The organism is Lachnospiraceae bacterium (genome assembly GCA_025758065.1).
Lineage (GTDB): Bacteria > Bacillota > Clostridia > Lachnospirales > Lachnospiraceae > Enterocloster.
Genome location: CP107199.1, coordinates 3,028,630 through 3,049,263 on the forward strand (window position 1 = coordinate 3,028,630; position 20,634 = coordinate 3,049,263).

Here is a 20,634-nt window from a genome sequence, read left to right on the forward strand (position 1 = left end):
GGAATACAAAACAGGAGGAAGTAAATGTTTAACTACGAACAGTGGGACGGATTTGAAGGCCGTCTCTGGAAAGAAGAGATCAATACAAGAGATTTTATTCAGAAGAACTATACACCATATGACGGTGATTCATCATTCTTAGCAGGACCTACCGAAGCTACGGATAAGCTTTGGGGAATCCTGCAGGGACTTCAGAAGGAAGAGCGCGCTAAGGGCGGCGTTTTAGATATGGATACTGATATCGTATCTGGCATTACTTCTCATGGACCTGGATATATCAGCGAAGAAAACAAGGATTTAGAGCAGATCGTTGGTCTTCAGACAGATAAGCCATTAAAGAGAGCATTCATGCCTTATGGTGGTATCCGTATGGCAGAGGAAGCTTGCAAGAATTATGGCTATGAGCCAAGCCCGGAGCTTCATAAGATCTTCACCGAATACTGCAGAACCCATAACCAGGGTGTATTTGATGCTTATACTCCAGAGATGAAGAAAGTTCGTCATAACAAGATTATTACCGGACTTCCAGATACTTATGGACGTGGACGTATCGTAGGTGACTACCGCCGTGTAGCTCTGTATGGTATCGACCGCCTGATGGAAGAGAAGGCAAATGACTTTGCTAACTGCGGTGACGGAACCATGACTGATGATGTGATCCGTTTAAGAGAAGAGATCTCCAGACAGTATCAGGCATTAAAGGATATGAAGAAGATGGCAGCATCTTACGGATATGATATCTCCCAGCCTGCTAAGACTGCTAAGGAAGCTGTTCAGTGGTTATACTTCGGATACCTGGCTGCAGTTAAGACACAGAACGGTGCTGCAATGAGCGTTGGCCGTATCTCTACTTTCCTTGATATCTACATTAAGAGAGATATGGATAAGGGTATCTTAAACGAGTCCCAGGCTCAGGAGCTGATCGACCACATGGTAATGAAGTTCCGTATGGTTAAGTTTGCAAGAATCCCATCTTACAACCAGCTGTTCTCCGGTGACCCGGTTTGGGCTACTCTGGAAGTTGGCGGTATCGGCGTAGATGGACGTTCTATGGTAACTAAGACTGATTATCGTTTCCTGCACACCTTAGAGAACATGGGACCATCCCCAGAGCCAAACATGACTGTTCTTTATTCTTCTTCACTGCCAGAGAACTTTAAGAAGTATGCAGCTAAGATTTCTATTGATACAAGCTCTGTACAGTATGAGAATGATGACGTAATGAAGCCAGAGTGGGGCGATGATTACTCCATCTGCTGCTGCGTATCTGCTACCCAGACTGGTAAGGAAATGCAGTTCTTTGGCGCCCGTGCAAACCTGGCTAAGTGCTTACTGTATGCTATGAACGGTGGACGTGATATGAAGTCCAAGGAGCAGGTTGGCCCGGAATATATGCCTATTACTTCTGAATACCTTGATTATGATGAAGTGATCCGTAAGTACGAGGTAATGATGGACTGGCTGGTAGGCGTATATGTAAATACCTTAAACCTGATCCAGTATATGCATGACAAGTACTTCTATGAGGCTGCTGAAATGGCTCTGATCGATACCGATGTCAGACGTACATTCGCTACCGGTATTGCTGGTTTCTCTCATGTAGTTGACTCCTTAAGTGCTATTAAGTATGCAAAGGTGAAGACTGTTCGTGATGAAACTGGCCTGATCGTAGACTTTGTAACTGAGGGAGACTTCCCAAGATACGGAAATGATGATGACAGAGCAGATGAGATCGCTGTATGGCTGTTAAAGACCTTCCTTGAGAAGTTAAAGAGACGTCATACCTACAGAAATTCTGAGCCTACAACTTCTATCCTGACCATTACTTCTAACGTAGTATATGGTAAGGCTACCGGAAGCATGCCAGATGGCAGAAGAGCAGGCGAACCACTGTCCCCAGGTGCAAACCCAAGCTACGGCGCAGAGCAGAACGGCTTACTGGCTTCCTTAAACTCTGTAGCTAAGCTGCCTTACGAGTGGGCTCTGGATGGTATCTCCAATACCCAGACTATCAACCCAGATGCTTTGGGCCACAGCGAAGAAGAAAGAGTAGATAACCTGGTACAGGTATTAGACGGCTACTTTGATCAGGGCGCTCATCACCTGAATGTAAACGTATTCGGTAAGGAGAAGCTGATCGATGCTATGGAGCATCCGGAGAAGGAAGAGTATGCTAACTTCACTATCCGTGTATCTGGATACGCTGTTAAGTTCATCGACTTAACAAGAGAGCAGCAGATGGACGTTATCTCCAGAACCTGCCATGCAACCATGTAATTTAATACAGGCTGCATTTAATGTAACTGAGAAATAAAATAGCATTCCGCTATTGATCTGATCTATGTAACGGTTCAGGACATTATGTTCTGGACCGTTATAAATATTTATGGAATGCATTTTCAGAAAATAAGGAGAAAAACGTGGAAGGATTTGTTCATTCTATGGAGACCTTTGGACTGGTTGACGGTCCGGGTGTCCGTTTCGTTGTATTTCTTCAGGGCTGCCGCATGCGGTGCCGTTACTGCCACAATCCGGAGACATGGAAATTAGAGGGAGGTACTCCCTGGACAGCAGATAAGCTGTTTTCCCATGTATACAGGTATAAGAGCTATTGGAATAAAAAAGGACAGCCAAATGGAGGTATTACCGTCAGCGGGGGAGAGCCGCTTCTCCAGATCGACTTTGTAACAGAGTTTTTTAAGAAAGCCAGGGAAAAAGGCGTTCACACAGCTCTGGATACAGCAGGCAATCCTTTTACGCTGGAAGAGCCTTTTGTCAGTAAATTTGAAGAACTGATGAAAGTAACGGATCTGGTGATCCTTGATTTTAAAGAGATCGACAACGAAAAACACAAAAAATTAACGGGATGTCCAAATGACAACATCGTGCAGATGGCAAAATGGCTTTCAGACCACGGAAAAGATATGTGGATCCGCCATGTACTTGTGCCGGATCTGACCGATGACGAAGAAGGACTGGTAAGGACCCGCGACCTGATCCGGGAATTGAAGACAGTAAAACGTGTAGAGGTACTTCCGTATCATATACTGGGACTGTTTAAATGGCAGAAACTGGGAATTCCTTATACACTAGACGGTGTAAGGACACCGACTGCGGAAGAAGTAAAGAAGGCAGAGGAGATCCTAGAAGTAAGCAAATATAAGTAATATGAAAAAGACAGAGGCAGCTATACAGGACATACCTGTTGGTGCAGCTGTCTTTTTTATTATGCAGAGGCGCAAAGCTAAATTTCCATCTGCCGCGTCAGCTTCAATCGACGATGCTACCGGCATCGCCTCATTCAGCTTCCTTGCACATGAAAATTTATCCTGCGTGTAAGGGATCGGTAATTATCGTGGATTATACCAGGATTTCTGTTTAAAATTTTGTACATGTTCTATATAAAGTATTTCTTGGCATTTTAGGGTGATTGGTAGTATAATATATGCATGTGATAATAAATTAACAAACTAATAATCTCAAAATAATGTGAAAAACAGGAGGTAATTATTATGGCAAGACTGAGAATGATGCGTGCACCGCAGAAATATGTACAGGGAAAGGATTCTCTGTTTAAATTCCATGAGGAAATGAAAGATCTTGGAAACAAATTCTTGTTTGTCTGTTCAAGAAGTGGATACAAAATGTGCCATGATAAGATTGAGAAGAGTTTTGAAGGAACAGAAGATATCCGCCAGTATGAGATTTTTGGTGGTGTATCCAGTGTTGGTGAGATTGAACGGATGAGGAAAATTGTCCGCGAAAATAGACTGAATGTAGTAGTAGGTGTTGGCGGTGGTTCAGCCATTGATACAGCAAAGGCTACTGCTTATTATGAAAAACTTCCGGTGGTAATTATCCCAACAGTCGTTGCAACAGATGCTCCATGTACAGGACTTTCTGTTATTTACAATGATGATGAGACATTTAACAGCTATTTATTTTATCCAAAGAACCCGGAAGCTGTTATTGTGGACAGTGATGTGATTGCAAAATCACCTGTAAAATTTTTGGTAGCAGGTATGGGTGATGCCCTTGGAACTTATTTTGAAGCAAGAGCATGTCAGCGTACCGATGCGCCAAGCCTGGAATTTGGTGGTATTACAAGATCTGCAATGGCACTGTGCAAACTTTGCTATGAGACTTTAAAAGAGTATGGCGCAGCTGCAAAACATGCCTGTGAAAATCAGGTAGTTACTCCAGCGTTGGATGCTATCATCGAAGCCAATGTATACCTGTCTGGTGTAGGCGCTGATAATGGCGGTCTGGCTGTTGCCCATTCTTTCTATAATGGCCTGACAGCTTTAGGCGGACACAGTGCACCACATGGAAACTGCGTTGCTTATGGTACTCTGGTACAGCTGGTATTAGAGGGCGCTCCAAAGGCAGAGTTTAAAGAAGTTCAGGATTTCTGCCGGGAAGTAGGTCTTCCTGTTACTCTGGAAGAAATTGGTGTAACAACCAAGGAACAGGTAAAGGTCATTGCAGAGCATGCCTGTGTAGAAGGCGAATCCATACATAATATGGTAGCAGATGTAACTGCAGATCAGCTTTACGATGCAATCCTTGCTGCTGATTCTCTGGGAAAAGAGGTACTGGGAAAATAGTGCTGTATTTAAGCATTAAAGTATTCCTTTGCAAGCACAGTCTGTATAAAAGCCCGTACCTGGGGAAGTTCAAAGTAATGGCTTTTATATAAAATATGAGAAGTTCGTATAAAGGGAGATCCGTCCTGAAAGAAAAGGGGCGTGATGCTCCCTTTATAATTTCTCAGACAGATTTCCGGCGGAATAAACCAACCAATGCCATTTTTCACCATTTCCGGCAGACAGCCTGAAGAAAGTTGTGGAAACGATGAACTTCAGGCTGTTTGCGTTGTCACAAACGTTATTTTCTGTTACAATAAAAACGTGAAAACAACCAGACAGGCAGAAAGCCTTAAAACAGGTGACAGGATTTGAATCATAATACAGATACAATATATCAACCAACTATCTATCAATATGCAAATATCATTATTGACATATCCCATGAAAGCGTAGATAAGACCTTCCAGTACCGTATTCCAGATTATCTTTTAGGACAGGTTGAAGCGGGACAACAGGTGTATATCCCCTTTGGTGCAGGCAGCCATAAACGAAAAGGTTATGTGGTGGAGCTGACTGATCAGGCGGAATACGATATATCGAAAATAAAAGAGATCGATTCCCTGGTGGAGGGAAGTATTACCGCCCAGTCCCAGCTGATCCATCTGGCGTGGTGGATGAAAGAGCGGTATGGCTCTACCATGAACCAGGCTTTAAAAACGGTGCTGCCTGTAAAGCAGAAGGTACGGGAAGCACCAAAGCGTAAGATCCATCTGCTGGCGGATGCACCGGCCCTGGAAGAAGCAATCCAGACTGCAGAACGGAAAAATCACAAGGCGCGTCTGCGACTTTTATATGCTTTAAAAGAAAATCCGGATATTCCTTATGAGAATACCCTTCATAAATTAAACCTGACAGCAGCAGCCGTCCGGCCGTTAGAACAGGCAGGACTTCTTGCAATCCAGATAGTAGATCAGTACCGCAATCCTTTAGAGCAGATGCGCCGCCTTTTAACAGATACGTCTAAAGCCCAATGGGAAACGCCTGTTTTAAATGAGGATCAGCGAAAAATCGCAGATAATATCTGTGAAAATTATGATAGTGGAAGTAGGAAGCCATGTCTTATTCACGGTATCACAGGAAGCGGAAAAACAGAAGTGTACATGGAACTGATCAGTCATGTGATCAGTGCTGGAAAACAGGTCATTCTTCTGATCCCGGAGATATCCCTTACTTGGCAGACGGTCATGCGTTTTTATCTCCGCTTTGGAGACCGGGTATCCGTATTGAATTCCCGGATGTCAGCAGGAGAACGCTTTGACCAGTATGAGCGGGCAAGGACGGGGGATATTGATATTATCATAGGTCCGAGATCGGCTCTTTTTGTACCCTTTGAACGATTGGGAATGGTGATCATTGATGAGGAACATGAAAATTCCTATAAAAGTGAGCTTTCTCCCAGATACGATGCCAGGGAAGTGGCGAAAAAAAGGGGAGAAATGGAAGGGGCAATGCTTGTCCTTGGCTCTGCAACCCCGTCTTTGGAAACTTATACCAGGGCAGTAAGGGGGGAATATAACCTTTATAAGCTGGACAGACGTGCTAAGGCAAATTCTGTTTTGCCTACAGTAGAGATTGCTGATCTGCGGGAAGAATTAAAAGCAGGCAACAGATCCATTTTCAGTGCCCGGTTAAAAGAATTGCTGGAGGACCGTCTGGAAAAAGGGGAGCAGGCTATGCTGTTTATTAACAGACGGGGCTATGCAACCTTTGTGTCCTGCCGCTCCTGCGGGGAAGCAGTGAAATGTCCTCATTGTGATGTAACGCTGACTTACCATAAAGACGGCCGGATGATGTGCCATTACTGTGGTTATACCATCCGTCAGCCTAAGACCTGTCCGTCCTGCGGCTCTCCTTATATTGCCCCTTTTGGCACAGGAACCCAGAAAATAGAAGAAATGGCTGCGAAAATGTTCCCTAAAGCCAGGATCCTGCGTATGGATCTGGATACTACATCCAAAAAGGGCGGACACCAGCAGATTTTGTCTGCTTTTGCGAGAGGAGAGGCAGATATTCTCATTGGTACCCAGATGATCGTAAAAGGCCATGATTTTCCAAAAGTCACTTTAGTAGGTGCCTTGGCAGCGGATCTTTCTCTTTATGCCAGTGATTACCGCTGCAGTGAGGAGACATTTGATCTTCTAACCCAGGCAGCAGGGAGAGCGGGCCGCGCAAATACAGCCGGAAATGTTGTGATCCAGACCTATCAACCAGATCATTACAGTATTCAGACAGCTGCAGCGCAGGACTATGAAGCTTTTTATACCCAGGAAATGAATTTCAGGAGGCTTCTGGGTTATCCTCCTGCTGTAGGACTTTTAACGATCCAGATCGCAGATAAAAATGAGAAACTGCTAGAACAGGCAGCAGTATTATTAGAAAAATGCCTGAAACAGTGGACCGGGCAAAATGAGGATCTGTCAAAGGATGAAACGATCCAGTTTATTGGTCCTGTAAATGCCCCGGTGTACAAAGTTAATGATATTTATAGAAAAATTTTATATATAAAGCAGGAAAACTATGATATACTGATACACATCAGGAAAATGGCGGAGCAGTGCTTAAAAGAGGCCCAGGGTCTTGAAAGTGTTATTTTCCAGTCAGACCTTAATGAGTGAAGGGAAAAACAAGCGGCGCCGAAAGTAAACAGATAAAGGAGAGATAAAAATGGCAGTTCGTCAGATCCGCGTTATTGGGGATGAAATTTTAAATAAGAAATGTAAACCGGTGAAAGAGATGACCGACCGTACAAAAGAGCTGATCGAAGACATGTTCGAGACTATGTATGAGGCAAACGGTGTGGGCCTTGCAGCTCCACAGGTAGGCATTTTAAAGAGGATCGTTGTTATCGATGTAGAAGACGGTTATCAGTATGTTCTGATCAACCCGGAGATCATCGAACAGGATGGGGAGCAGACCGGCTATGAGGGATGCTTAAGTGTTCCTGGAAAAACAGGTGTTGTTACAAGACCAAACCATGTGGTAGTAAGGGCTTTAGATGAGAACATGGATGAGATCGAGGTGGAAGGCGAAGGCTTACTTGCAAGAGCTATCTGCCATGAATGTGCCCATTTAGACGGTCAGCTTTATACCGAACTGGTAGAGGGCGAGCTGATGGATACAGAAAATGACGAAGAAGAGATCACAGAAGAGTAAAAAAGAACTGGGATACAGTTGTCTGTGATGATTTTGAAAGGAATGAGAAATACACATGCGTATTGTATTTATGGGAACGCCGGACTTTTCCGTACCGGCATTGAAAGCCATTGTAGAAGCTGGTCATCAGGTAACAGCTGTTGTGACCCAGCCGGATAAGCCAAAGGGCAGAGGTAAAGATGTCCAGATGACTCCGGTGAAGATACAGGCCCTGGAATATGGTATTCCGGTATATCAGCCTGTAAAGGTAAAAACACCGGAATTTGTAGAAGTATTAAAGAAAGAAGCTCCGGATGCCATTGTTGTTATTGCCTTTGGCCAGCTCTTATCCAAAGAGATACTTGATCTGCCCAAATATGGATGTGTGAACATCCATGCATCACTGCTTCCGAAGTACCGCGGTGCAGCACCTATCCAGTGGGCAGTTATTGACGGCGAAAAAGAGACCGGCGTTACTACTATGATGATGGATGTTGGCCTGGATACAGGAGATATCTTAGAAACAAAGGTGATCCCTTTGGATCCAAAAGAAACAAGCGGAAGTTTATTTGAAAAGTTAAGCGAAGCAGGCGGTCCGCTGATCTTGTCAACACTTGAAAAACTGGAAAAAGGGACTATTACAGGAACTCCTCAGGGAGAAGAAGGCACCTGCTACGCAAAGATGCTTACAAAGACCTTAGGCAATATTAACTGGAGTATGTCAGCTGCCACTATTGAACGTCTGGTCCGTGGCTTGAATCCATGGCCAAGTGCCTATACTTTTTATAATGGGAAGACTTTAAAAATCTGGGATGCAGATGTAGTAGATGAAGCAATTCCGGCAGATGCAGTTCCGGGACAGGTCCTTCAGGCTGACAAACATGGATTTACTGTTGCAACCGGAGAAGGCATTTTAAAGATCAATGAACTTCAGTTAGAAGGAAAGAAACGTATGGCAGCAGATGCACTGCTGCGTGGCTTTACTATTACACCAGGAGAGATCCTGGGAGAAAGAGAGTGATCTTATGTACGGTTACATGCCAATGTATTATTTTGACCCAACTTATATACTGATCCTGATCGGTGTGCTCCTTTCCATGGGAGCATCTGCAAAGTTAAATGCTACCTATGGCCGTTATTCTTCTGTGGCCAGCCGCTGCGGTATGACCGGCGCCCAGGCAGCACAGCGTATTCTGCAGTCACAGGGGATCTATGATGTGACTGTACGCCATGTATCAGGCAGATTGACTGACCACTATGATCCAAGGAGTAAGACTGTAAACCTGTCTGATGCAGTTTACGGTTCTACATCTATTGCAGCCATTGGTGTAGCAGCCCATGAGTGTGGTCATGCCATTCAGGACGCAAGAGATTATGCACCTTTAAGGCTGCGTGCAGCGTTGGTGCCAGTGGCTAATTTCGGATCCCAGATTTCATGGCTTCTGATCATTCTTGGTATCGTATTAGGAGGGACCGGACTTATTAATCTGGGAATCCTTATGTTTTCACTGGCTGTTCTGTTCCAGCTCGTTACATTGCCTGTAGAGTACAATGCTTCTCATAGAGCAGTAGCGCTTCTGGATTCTATCGGTATTTTAGAGGGGCGGGAAGTAGGACAGACCAGACAGGTATTAAATGCAGCGGCACTGACTTATGTGGCCGCAGCCGCAGCATCCCTGCTGCAGCTTTTAAGACTTCTGCTCCTGTTTGGAAACAGACGCAGAGATGACTAGAAAGGGGAACATGATATGGCAAAAGCCATAGACAGAGGTCTGGAGAACCGGGAGATCGTACTTGGTATCCTGACAGAGGTACTGGATAAGGGTAATTTTGTCCATCTGGTATTAAATCAGGCTTTAAGTAAATACCAGTATCTGGAAAAACCGGACCGGGCATTTATCACCAGAGTAACAGAAGGAACCCTGGAATATCTGCTTCAGATTGATTTTATTATAAACAGCTATTCAAAAACCAAAACAGAAAAAATGAAACCGCTCATCCGTAATATACTCCGGATGAGCGTTTACCAGCTCCTTTACATGGACCGTGTGCCAGACAGCGCTGTATGCAATGAAGCAGTGAAACTGGCTGTACACCACCATTTTCAGGGGCTGAAAGGCTTTGTAAACGGAGTTTTACGTACTATTGCAAGAAATAAAGAAGAACTGGACCTTAAGGAGCCTTATCTGCGCTATAGTCTTCCGCAGTGGATGTATTCCATGTGGGAAAAAGACTGGGGAAAGGAAAGCGCAGAAAAGATCGCCGCTTCTTTTTTAAAAGAACGGCCAGTATGGGTGCGCTGCAATTTGAACCTGGCATCAAAAGAAGAGATCCTGGCAGCTTTAAAAAAACAGCAGGTTAGTGCAGAGCAGGTAGAAGGCTTTGATTCTATGCTGGCTTTATCTGAGTATGATCATATGGAAAGCCTTGATGCCTTTCAGAAAGGCTGGATCCAGGTACAGGACATCAGCTCAGCTTTAGTTGGTGAGCTGGCTGCACCGGAAAAAGGCAGCTATATCATAGATGTATGCGCAGCACCCGGCGGAAAAAGCCTGCATCTGGCAGATAAAATGGAAGGCACCGGTTGCGTGGAAGCCAGGGATCTTACATACCAGAAGGTGGCACTGATCGAAGAAAATGCCAGCCGTATGGGTGCATTAAACATAAAAGCAGTCCAGTGGGATGCCACTGAATTTGATCCTGAAAGTGAAAATAAAGCAGATCTGGTCATTGCCGATCTGCCTTGCTCCGGACTGGGAATTATTGGAAGAAAGCCGGATATAAAGTACCACACCACAAAAGAAAACTTACGGGAGCTTTCAAAGCTGCAAAAAGAGATCCTTTCTGTTGTGTGGAAGTATGTAAAACCAGGCGGCCGCCTGATCTACAGCACATGCACTATCAATAAAGAGGAAAATGCAGAAAATGCCCGCTGGATCACAGAAAATCTGCCATTTAAGCCGGAAGACCTGACAGAAGCTTTTTCTTCAAAGGGAGAGAGATACGCATGTTTAAAAGAGAATATGTATCCGGGAGCAGACCTTAAAAATGGTCAGATCCAGATCCTTGCTGGTATCCATCCATTTGAAGATTTTGATGGCTTTTTCATCAGTGTTTTTAAAAGAGAAGCATAGGAGTATTTGCATATATGTTAGACCTGATCGATACAAAAGGTAAAAAAGATATAAAGTCTATGACACTGGAAGAAGTGACAGTAGAGATGACAGCCCTGGGAGAGAAATCTTTCAGGGCAAAGCAGCTTTATGACTGGCTTCATGTAAAGCTGGCAGAAAGCTTTGATGATATGAGCACATTGTCAAAGGATCTGCGCCAGAAGTTAAAGGACAATTACAGTCTTACAGCACTGCAGACAGCAGGAGAGCGTATTTCTGCCATTGACGGCACCAGAAAATATCTGTTCCGCTTGGAGGACGGAAATGTGATAGAAAGCGTATGGATGCAGTATCACCATGGAAATTCTGTATGTATTTCTTCCCAGGTGGGCTGCCGCATGGGCTGTCGTTTCTGTGCGTCTACTCTGGATGGTATGGAGCGGAATTTACGTCCTTCTGAGATGCTTGACCAGATTTACCGCATCCAGACTATTACCGGAGAGCGGGTGTCCAATATTGTAGTAATGGGTTCCGGAGAACCCATGGATAATTATGATAATGTGGTCCGCTTTATCCGTCTGATTTCCAGTGACAAGGGCTTAAATATCAGCCAGAGAAACCTGACTATTTCCACCTGTGGAATTGTGCCGGGGATCCGGAAATTTGCAGAAGAAGGACTCCAGGTCACACTGGCACTGTCATTACATGCACCTAATGATGAGGTGCGAAAGACCCTGATGCCTATAGCTAACAGCTTTAAGCTTAAAGATGTGCTGGAAGCCTGTCATTATTATTTTGAAAAAACAGGAAGAAGACTTACCTTTGAATATAGCCTTGTAAAAGGAGTTAATGATAACTTAGAGGAGGCAAAAGCCCTAACAGAGCTGATCAAAGACCAGCATGGACATGTGAACCTGATCCCGGTCAATCCTATTAAAGAACGGGATTATGTCCAGTCAGACAAAAAGGCCATAGAACAGTTTAAAAATTATCTGGAACGGCATGGGATCAACGCAACGGTGCGCAGGGAAATGGGACGTGATATTGGCGGTGCCTGCGGTCAGTTAAGAAAGAGCTATCTGGAGGAAGGAGAGATCTGATATGGAAGCATATGCACTGACAGACACGGGAAGAGTCCGTTCCATGAATCAGGATTATATTTATGCTTCTCCTGAAAAAGTAGGTTTTCTGCCGGATCTTTTTCTGGTAGCAGATGGAATGGGAGGCCACAAGGCGGGAGATTATGCTTCCCGCTTTATGGTGGAAAATCTGGTGGTGTATTTAAATCACCGTCAGAACGGTCCCTGTGTTACCCAGTTAAAAGAGGGAATTAAAACAGTGAATAAAGCTCTTTATGAAATGTCTCTGGAAAGAGAAGAATTTCAGGGAATGGGCTGTACACTGGTAGCAGCTGTGATCGAAGAGGGCATTCTTTATGCAGCTAATGTAGGAGACAGCCGCTTGTATCTGATCCATGATGGGGCTATCCGTCAGATCACCAGGGATCATTCCTATGTAGAGGAAATGGTGGCTATGGGGATGATGCAGAGGGGAAGTGCTGATTATAACAGGAAAAAGAATATTATTACCCGGGCGGCAGGCATCAAACCGGATATAGAGCCGGATTTCTTTGAGGAAGAATTAGAACAGGGAGATTACATTTTACTTTGTTCAGATGGACTGAGCAATATGGTGGACAATGATACGATGTGTTCCATTGTTCTCTCCGAAGGCACCTTAAAAGAAAAGGCAGTACGTCTGATCGCAGAGGCAAATAAGAGAGGAGGAACAGACAACATTGCTGTTGTACTTGTGAAGCCTCAGGAAGGAGGGATGGGATCATGTTAAATCAGGGAACATATCTTCAGGACCGTTATGAGATATTAGGACGGATCGGCTCTGGCGGCATGTCTGTGGTATACAAGGCAAAATGTCATACCTTAGACCGTTTAGTAGCCATTAAAGTCTTAAAAGAAGAATTTGCTTCTGATGAGAATTTTGTCAGCAAATTTAAAATGGAAGCTCAGGCGGCAGCCAGACTTTCCCATCCTAATATTGTCAATGTTTATGATGTAGTAGATGAAGGCAATCTTCATTATATCGTTATGGAGCTGATTGAGGGTATCACCTTAAAAAGCTACATCGAAAAGAAGGGCTTTCTTGAAAATAAAGAGGCAATCGGCATTGCTATCCAGGTGGCGCAGGGAATCGCAGCTGCTCATGAGCAGCACATCATCCACCGGGATATCAAGCCTCAGAATATGATCATTTCCAGAGATGGAAATGTGAAAGTAGCTGATTTTGGCATTGCAAGAGCTGTATCCAGCCAGACCATGAATGCTACAGCAGTAGGTTCTGTCCATTATATTTCACCAGAACAGGCCAGAGGGGGGTATTGTGACGAGAGAAGTGATATATATTCCTTTGGTATTACCATGTATGAAATGGTCACAGGCAGAGTCCCTTTTGAAGGGGACAATACAGTTGCTGTTGCCCTTGCCCATTTAGAGACGCCTATTACACCGCCTTCCCAGTTAAATCCGGTGGTAAGCAGTGGTTTAGAACAGATCATTTTAAAATGTACCCAGAAAAAACCGGACAGACGATATTCTTCTATTGGAGATGTGATCACAGATCTGCGCCATGTAATGGTAGATCCGGATTATGATATTTACGGGGCAGTATCTCAGACAGATGAGGAAAATGATCCTTATGTAACAAGACCTATTTCCAGGGAAGAACTGTCCCAGATCCAGGAGCGCAGACGGCCCCACACAGAGGATATTGTGGTAAAAGAGCCGGAATATGACCCGGCTGTAAGTATCCAGACACCGGAAACAGAAGAGAATGACGGGGATGGATATGATAAAGAGGAAACACAGCCTCAGATACCAGTCCATAAAAAACGCAGCGACAGAAAGAAAGAAAAAGATGTAAGTACCCAGTTTGAACGTATTATTATGGTGATGGGTATTTTTGCCGCTGTTTTAGTAGCGGTGGTAGTTATTTTTGTATTTTCAAGGCTGACAGGGCTTTTCTGGCCAAAAAGCGGACAGGATAAGGAAACGGAAGTAGTTACCAGTGAAACGGCCACAGAAGGCATTAATGTTTCCTTGGCAGATAACCAGACTTATATGCCAAATGTACTGGGACTTCCAAAGGATATGGCAGAGGCTAAGCTGAAAGAATACAACCTGGTAATGAGTATAGAAACAGAAGATTACTCTGATAATTATAAAGCAGACCAGGTCATGCGCCAGGATGTGGCAGAAGGCGAAGTAGTGGAAAAATGGAGTACAGTTGGCGTGACCATCAGTAAGGGAAGTGATAAAGTAGATCTTTCTTCATTGGGACTGGAGCAGCTTTCAGGAGAAGATGCCCAGAAACTTTTAAAAGATAAAGAACTGCAAGTTACCTTAAAAGAAGAGGCAAACGATAATATTGAAACAGGAAAAGTTATCCGCTACAGTCCACAGCAGGCAAAAGCAGGGGATACCATTGAACTGGTTGTAAGCACAGGGCCAAAGACAGCCCAGGGACAGGTGCCAAAGCTGATCGGAAGAGACGAAGTTACAGCAGATGCCCTTTTAAAGGCAGCGGGATTGAAAACGGGTACTGTGACCTACGATTATGATGCAGGGAAGCCAGAAGGTACAGTTCTGAGCCAGTCTGCACTTCCGGGAACTGTTTTAGAGCCGTCTGCCACAGTTGATTATGTGGTTAATCAGATGGAAGAAGAAGGAAGTACCCAGGCACAGGCAGCAGATGAGTCCTATTATATGGGCTCCATAGATACTACCTGTTCTTTGAGCAATTATATTGGACCGGCTTCCCAGACAAGCAGTGTAAAAATATCTATCCGGTTAAAGCAGAAGGATGCAAGTGGGGCAGAAGTATATACTCCGCTGATCAGTCCAAGGCTGGTGGTAGGTTCCCAGGATATTCCGGTGGTATTCCCAAGGATCAAGGGAGCATACGGCGTGGAAAACGGTACAGTAGAAGTGGTAGATGTAGAGAAGGATACTGTGATCGCTTCTTATCCGGTTTCTTTCTTCCCGGTAGGATAACTAGTGTACTGTATCATTCACTTTCAGCAAAATGACGCAGAATGAATTTTCAATCTGCAAGGCGGAGGAATGAGGCGATGCGGTGGCATCGTCGATTGACGACAACACAGCAGATGGAAATTCAGGCAAGTCATTATGCGAAATGTGAATGATACAGTACACTAGTACATCGTTTTCGAAATAACTATACCGCTCACTTGTCTGCGAATCTGATTGCACAGGCCTAAAAGCCTCAGCGTAGCCCGCTACGCCTGCGTTTTTAGACCTGCACACTCAAATCCGCATCCTACGTGATTAGTACAGTTATTTACGAAACGATGTACTAGAGACTGTATGGCAGTTATTTGGTTATGAGCAGGCAGTGAAGGCAGATTGCCAATGTCCTTTCACTGCAAAAGACTCCGGGAGAACATAAAAGCAGCTAGGAGAAAAAATGACAGGAAAGATAATCAAAGGGATCGCAGGATTCTATTACGTAAACAATGGCGAAAATAAAGTATATCAGTGTAAGGCCAAAGGAATCTTCAGAAACCGGAAGATCAAGCCTTTAGTTGGTGATGATGTAGAGTTTTCTGTGCTGGATGAAGAAGCCATGGAGGGAAATATTGATGAGATCCTTCCAAGAAAAAATCAGCTTATCCGTCCGGCAGCTGCCAATGTGGACCAGGCACTGGTGCTTTTTGCACTGACTCATCCGGCACCGAATTTAAATCTTTTAGACCGCTTTTTAGTGATGATGTCCATGGAAGATATCCCGGTAACATTATGCTTTAATAAGCAGGACCTGGGAGATGAGGCTTTGATGGAACAGTATAGAAGCATTTATGGACCGGCGGGCTATCCGGTGTATTTTATCAGTGCTATGGAAGAAACTGGTATTGAACAGGTTAGAAGCCTTCTTCGCGGAAAAACTACGGTACTGGCAGGCCCTTCCGGTGTAGGTAAATCTTCCCTTACCAACTGTATCCAGCCGGAGGCAGAGATGGAAACAGGAGATATCAGCCGCAAGATTGAGCGTGGAAAGCACACTACCCGTCATTCACAGTTGTTTTTTGTTGAAAAAGATACTTACATGATGGACACGCCGGGATTTAGTTCTATGTTTACGCCGGATATAGAAGCAAATGAGTTAAAGGATCATTTCCCGGAATTTAGCCAGTATGAAAGCGGCTGCAGGTTTTTGGGCTGCGTTCATATAGGAGAAAAGGTGTGCGGTGTAAAAGATGCAGTAGCAGAAGGAAAGATCAGCCGGAGCCGCTACGACAATTATCATCTGATGTATGATGAATTAAAGCAGAAAAGGAGATATTAATTATGGAATACAAAGTAGCACCGTCATTACTGGCGGCAGATTTTACCAGACTGGGAGAACAGGTTCATGAGATTGAAGAAGCAGGGGCACCTTATCTGCATCTGGATGTAATGGATGGAGCCTTTGTTCCAAGTATTTCTTTTGGAATGCCGGTTCTTAAAAGCTTAAGAAAAGTTACGAATATGACTTTTGATGTTCATATGATGGTGGAAGAACCAGGGCGCTATATAGAAGATATTAAAAATGCGGGAGCAGATATCATTACTGTCCATGCAGAGGCATGTACCCACCTGGACCGGGTTGTAAACCAGATCAAGGAGGCTGGCTGCAAAGCAGGTGTTGCCTTAAATCCAGCTACTCCTGTATCTGTACTGGAATGTATCTTAGGTCAGGTGGACATGGTACTGATCATGACTGTAAATCCAGGTTTTGGCGGCCAGAAGTTCATTCCTTATACATTAGAAAAGGTAAAGCAGGTGCGGGCTATGTGTGATGAAAAGGGTCTTACTGCTAATATACAGGTAGATGGTGGCATCAGCGCAGCCAATGTAAGAGAGGTATTAGAAGCAGGTGCCAATGTATTTGTCGCAGGTTCTGCTGTTTTCGGTTCCGATCCGGCAGCAAGAGTAAAAGAATTTAATGAGATCTTTAAGGAATACGAGAAATGAAACGTTGTCTGATCTTGACCGGCGGGAAGCTTTCCCTTGCTTTCGCCGGTTCTTTTTTAAAGAAAAGTAAATATGAAAAAGTAATAGCTGTAGATGGAGGACTGGAAGCTGCAAAAGAGCTGGGGATCATCCCGGATGTGATCGTAGGAGATTTTGATACTGTCCGCCCGGAGATATTGTCTTACTACCGGAAAATGGAACATATCATATGGGAAGTGCATCAGCCGGAAAAAGATGATACAGACACAGAGCTTGCCATTAAGCGTGCTCTTGCCATGAACTGCAGCTATATTACGCTGTTGGGAGCTACAGGAGGAAGACTGGATCATATGATCGGGAATATCCATCTGCTGTTTCCATGCCTGCAAAAAGGCACTTATGCAGAGATTGTGGATCCCCAGAACCGTCTGTATCTTATAGATGGGGAACATATTTTTCGAAAAGATGCAGTATGGGGGAAATATATTTCCTTCCTGCCTCTTACGCAAGAAGTAAAAGGGATCACTTTAAAAGGCTTTAAGTATCCACTTACAGACCGTGATATTTTTATTGGAACCAGCCTCTGTATCAGCAATGAGCTGGTGGAAGAGGAAGGTAGGATTACGTTGTCTGACGGTGTTCTGATCACGGTAGAGTCCCATGACTGATGGATCAAAAACTGGACTGGTTTAAAATGAATAAACTGGATATTTAAAACTATCCACTAAAGTGTTAGTATACCTTCTAAGTAAAAGAGCCGGATAAATAACTAACAATAAACCGGACAGAGGAGGTCAATTATGAATACAGCACAGGCAGTACATGAAGACTCAAAAACAGGGAGCAATAAAGTATATAAGATCGCTCTTACAGGACTTTTTGCAGCATTATCCTACGTGGTATTTACATTTTTACAGTTTAAGATCTATCTTCCAGGCGGAGATGCAACATCTATTCATCTTGGAAATGCAGTCTGCGTTTTAGGTGCATTGCTTTTAGGCGGCTTTTACGGCGGTTTAGGCGGTGCTATCGGTATGACCATCGGTGATCTTTTTGATCCTAAGTATGTGTTCTATGCACCAAAGACCTTTGTTTTAAAGCTTTGTATTGGCCTGATCGCAGGTTTAGTAGCGCATCACATCGGACATATTAATGAAACAAAGGACAGTAAAAAAGTATTAACTTATGCAATTGCTGCAGCAGTCAGCGGTCTGCTGTTTAATGTGATCTTTGATCCTTTAGTAGGTTATTACTACAAATTATGGATCATGGGAAAACCTGCAGCAGATCTGACACTTGCATGGAATGTAGCAGCAACTTCTATTAATGCAGTTACATCCACCATTGCATCTGTTGTGATCTACATGCCGGTAAGAACGGCGCTGATCCGTTCTGGGTTATTCGATAAATTAAAATAAATGGAGTGAAGAATGACACAATACCACCAGAAAAAAATCGCAATGATCAATGATCTTTCAGGTTATGGCCGCTGTTCTATTACAGCGGCTCTGCCTGTTTTAGCGGCACTGAAGATCCAGTGCTGTCCGGTTCCCACCTCAGTGCTTTCCAATCACACCGGTTTCCCAGTGTATTTTTTTGATGATTATACTGATAAAATGGAACCTTATATTGAAAAATGGAAAGAACTGGGATTATCCTTTGATGGCATTGTCTCCGGTTTTTTAGGCTCTGAGCGCCAGATCCAGATAGTTAAAGATATGATCACTGAATTTAAGAAACCGGAAACCAAAGTGATCGTGGATCCGATCATGGGAGACCACGGGGAAACCTATGCCACTTATACAGAAACCATGTGCCGGAAAATGCGGGAACTTGCAGAAATGGCAGATATTTTAACACCAAATCTTACAGAGGCCTGCATTTTAACAGAACGCCCTTTTAAAAAAGAAGGCTGGAGCCGGAAAGAGATAGAAGGGCTTACAGAAGAACTTCTTGCTATGGGTCCATCTGGCGTTGTGATCACCGGTGTGAGAGAAGGACAGTATCTGGTCAATGCAGTAGCGGAAAGGGAAAAGAAAATAACTTATATCCGCCGCAAAAAGGTCGGTACAGAACGTCCAGGTACAGGTGACGTATTTTCATCAGTAGTAGCAGGTGTCTGTGTAAGAGGAGGAAGCTTGTCAGAGGGAGTGGCACTAGCTGCAGATTTTGTAAAAGACTGTATCCGCCGCTCTGAAGAACTTCAGATACCAGTGGAAAATGGCGTATGCTTTGAAGAACTGATGGGCAAGCTGGTGCGGTACAGCGGAAAATGAACCCTAAACACAAAAAGGTCTTTTCAATCTTGGGAAAATGTTATATACTCAATAACAGTTGGCGAAATATGGTATGTATTCTATATAAACTGATCGCTATATAAATAAGGAAATGAAGATCCAGGAGGAGTAGCATGTTAGATTTAAAGTTTGTCAGAGAAAATCCAGACATTGTAAAGCAGAATATTAAGAATAAATTTCAGGACAGCAAGCTGCCGCTGGTAGATGAGGTTATTGCGCTGGATGCAGAAAACCGCACTACCCAGAAGGAAGCAGATGATTTAAGAGCAAGCAGAAATAAACTGTCCAAGCAGATCGGTGCTCTTATGGGGCAGGACAAAAAGGAAGAAGCAGAGGAGGTTAAGAAGCAGGTTAGTGCTAACTCTGCAAGACTGACTGAATTAGAAGCAAAAGAAGCAGAACTTTCTGAAAAGATCTTAAAGATCATGATGACTATTCCTAATATCATCGATCCAAGCGTGCCGATTGGCAAAGATGACAGCCAGAATGTAGAGATTGAACGTTTTGGCGAGCCGGTAGTACCTGATTTTGAGATCCCATATCACACAGATATTATGGAAAGCTTCAATGGCATTGACTTAGATGCAGCAAGAAGAGTAGCAGGAAACGGCTTCTACTACTTAATGGGTGATATCGCAAGACTGCATTCCGCAGTTATTGCGTATGCTAGGGATTTCATGATCAACCGTGGATTTACTTACTGTGTACCTCCTTTCATGATCCGCAGCAATGTAGTGACTGGCGTTATGAGCTTTGCTGAAATGGACGCTATGATGTACAAGATCGAGGGAGAAGACCTGTACCTGATCGGAACCAGTGAGCATTCCATGATCGGTAAGTTTATTGATACCATTACTCCAGAGACACAGCTGCCGCTGACCCTGACCAGCTATTCTCCATGCTTCCGTAAGGAAAAAGGTGCCCATGGAATCGAGGAGAGAGGTGTATACCGTATCCATCAGTTTGAGAAGCAGGAAATGATCGTTGTCTGCAAACCAGAAGAAAGCCCGATGTGGTATGATAAGCTGTGGCAGAACACAGTAGACCTGTTCCGTTCCATGGATATTCCGGTAAGAACCTTGGAGTGCTGTTCCGGTGACTTAGCCGACTTAAAGGTTAAGTCCTGCGACGTAGAGGCATGGTCTCCAAGACAGAAGAAGTATTTTGAAGTAGGAAGCTGCTCCAACTTAGGTGATGCCCAGGCACGCCGCTTAAAGATCCGTGTTCAGGGAGAAGATGGCACCAAGTATCTGGCTCACACTTTAAACAACACAGTAGTAGCTCCGCCACGTATGCTGATCGCATTCTTAGAGAACAACCTGCAGGCTGATGGTTCTGTACGTATTCCTGAGGTATTAAGACCTTACATGGGCGGTATGGAAGCTATGGTTCCAAAGAATAACAAATAATGGGGTTT

The 20,634-nt window shown here is 44.1% G+C and carries 18 protein-coding genes; all 18 read left to right on the plus strand.

Annotated elements, in window-relative coordinates; genetic code table 11:
- The first annotated feature begins 24 nt into the window (after nucleotides 1–24).
- The 18 genes from pflB to serS all read left to right on the plus strand — a co-directional run bounded on the left by pflB (nucleotide 25) and on the right by serS (nucleotide 20,626).
- Entirely contained in the window at nucleotides 25–2,277 is a 2,253-nt protein-coding gene (gene pflB, locus OGM16_14100) for a formate C-acetyltransferase (protein UYJ45923.1), read from the plus strand.
- A gap of 164 nt (nucleotides 2,278–2,441) precedes the next feature.
- Nucleotides 2,442–3,167, plus strand: a complete 726-nt coding sequence (pflA, locus tag OGM16_14105) for a pyruvate formate-lyase-activating protein (protein UYJ48472.1) — start codon at nucleotides 2,442–2,444, stop codon at nucleotides 3,165–3,167.
- Nucleotide 3,168: 1 nt separating this feature from the next.
- Nucleotides 3,169–3,339: a hypothetical protein gene (locus tag OGM16_14110; protein UYJ45924.1), complete on the plus strand. Its 171-nt coding sequence runs from the start codon at nucleotides 3,169–3,171 to the stop codon at nucleotides 3,337–3,339.
- Between the two features lie 173 nt (nucleotides 3,340–3,512).
- The gene (locus OGM16_14115; protein UYJ45925.1) at nucleotides 3,513–4,607 is read left to right on the plus strand and encodes a glycerol dehydrogenase; all 1,095 of its coding nucleotides are present in this window, start codon (nucleotides 3,513–3,515) and stop codon (nucleotides 4,605–4,607) included.
- A 350-nt stretch (nucleotides 4,608–4,957) separates the two neighbouring features.
- Complete coding sequence (gene priA, locus OGM16_14120; protein UYJ45926.1) at nucleotides 4,958–7,264, plus strand: primosomal protein N'; 2,307 nt, start codon at nucleotides 4,958–4,960, stop codon at nucleotides 7,262–7,264.
- A 49-nt stretch (nucleotides 7,265–7,313) separates the two neighbouring features.
- Nucleotides 7,314–7,802: a peptide deformylase gene (def, locus tag OGM16_14125; protein ID UYJ45927.1), complete on the plus strand. Its 489-nt coding sequence runs from the start codon at nucleotides 7,314–7,316 to the stop codon at nucleotides 7,800–7,802.
- Nucleotides 7,803–7,857: 55 nt separating this feature from the next.
- Entirely contained in the window at nucleotides 7,858–8,802 is a 945-nt protein-coding gene (gene fmt, locus OGM16_14130; protein ID UYJ45928.1) for a methionyl-tRNA formyltransferase, read from the plus strand.
- A gap of 4 nt (nucleotides 8,803–8,806) precedes the next feature.
- The gene (locus OGM16_14135; protein ID UYJ45929.1) at nucleotides 8,807–9,514 is read left to right on the plus strand and encodes a zinc metallopeptidase; all 708 of its coding nucleotides are present in this window, start codon (nucleotides 8,807–8,809) and stop codon (nucleotides 9,512–9,514) included.
- Nucleotides 9,515–9,529: 15 nt separating this feature from the next.
- A complete protein-coding gene (rsmB, locus tag OGM16_14140; protein UYJ45930.1) occupies nucleotides 9,530–10,915 on the plus strand; it encodes a 16S rRNA (cytosine(967)-C(5))-methyltransferase RsmB in 1,386 nt (461 codons plus the stop codon).
- A gap of 14 nt (nucleotides 10,916–10,929) precedes the next feature.
- Complete coding sequence (rlmN, locus tag OGM16_14145; GenBank protein UYJ45931.1) at nucleotides 10,930–11,994, plus strand: 23S rRNA (adenine(2503)-C(2))-methyltransferase RlmN; 1,065 nt, start codon at nucleotides 10,930–10,932, stop codon at nucleotides 11,992–11,994.
- Nucleotide 11,995: 1 nt separating this feature from the next.
- Nucleotides 11,996–12,742 carry a Stp1/IreP family PP2C-type Ser/Thr phosphatase gene (locus OGM16_14150; GenBank protein ID UYJ45932.1) on the plus strand — a complete coding sequence of 249 codons (747 nt, stop codon included), beginning with the start codon at nucleotides 11,996–11,998 and terminating at the stop codon, nucleotides 12,740–12,742.
- Nucleotides 12,736–14,961: a Stk1 family PASTA domain-containing Ser/Thr kinase gene (gene pknB, locus OGM16_14155; protein UYJ45933.1), complete on the plus strand. Its 2,226-nt coding sequence runs from the start codon at nucleotides 12,736–12,738 to the stop codon at nucleotides 14,959–14,961. The genes OGM16_14150 and pknB overlap by 7 nt, the downstream gene beginning before the upstream one ends.
- Nucleotides 14,962–15,394: 433 nt before the next feature.
- A complete protein-coding gene (gene rsgA / locus OGM16_14160) occupies nucleotides 15,395–16,273 on the plus strand; it encodes a ribosome small subunit-dependent GTPase A (protein UYJ45934.1) in 879 nt (292 codons plus the stop codon).
- 2 nt (nucleotides 16,274–16,275) lie between these two features.
- Nucleotides 16,276–16,941, plus strand: a complete 666-nt coding sequence (rpe, locus tag OGM16_14165) for a ribulose-phosphate 3-epimerase (GenBank protein ID UYJ45935.1) — start codon at nucleotides 16,276–16,278, stop codon at nucleotides 16,939–16,941.
- Entirely contained in the window at nucleotides 16,938–17,588 is a 651-nt protein-coding gene (locus OGM16_14170; GenBank protein ID UYJ45936.1) for a thiamine diphosphokinase, read from the plus strand. Before rpe ends, OGM16_14170 begins: the two co-directional genes overlap by 4 nt.
- Before the next feature lie 132 nt (nucleotides 17,589–17,720).
- Nucleotides 17,721–18,338: an ECF transporter S component gene (locus OGM16_14175; GenBank protein ID UYJ45937.1), complete on the plus strand. Its 618-nt coding sequence runs from the start codon at nucleotides 17,721–17,723 to the stop codon at nucleotides 18,336–18,338.
- A 12-nt stretch (nucleotides 18,339–18,350) separates the two neighbouring features.
- Entirely contained in the window at nucleotides 18,351–19,196 is an 846-nt protein-coding gene (locus OGM16_14180; protein ID UYJ45938.1) for a pyridoxamine kinase, read from the plus strand.
- Between the two features lie 134 nt (nucleotides 19,197–19,330).
- Nucleotides 19,331–20,626, plus strand: a complete 1,296-nt coding sequence (gene serS, locus OGM16_14185; GenBank protein UYJ45939.1) for a serine--tRNA ligase — start codon at nucleotides 19,331–19,333, stop codon at nucleotides 20,624–20,626.
- Nucleotides 20,627–20,634: the final 8 nt, after the last annotated feature.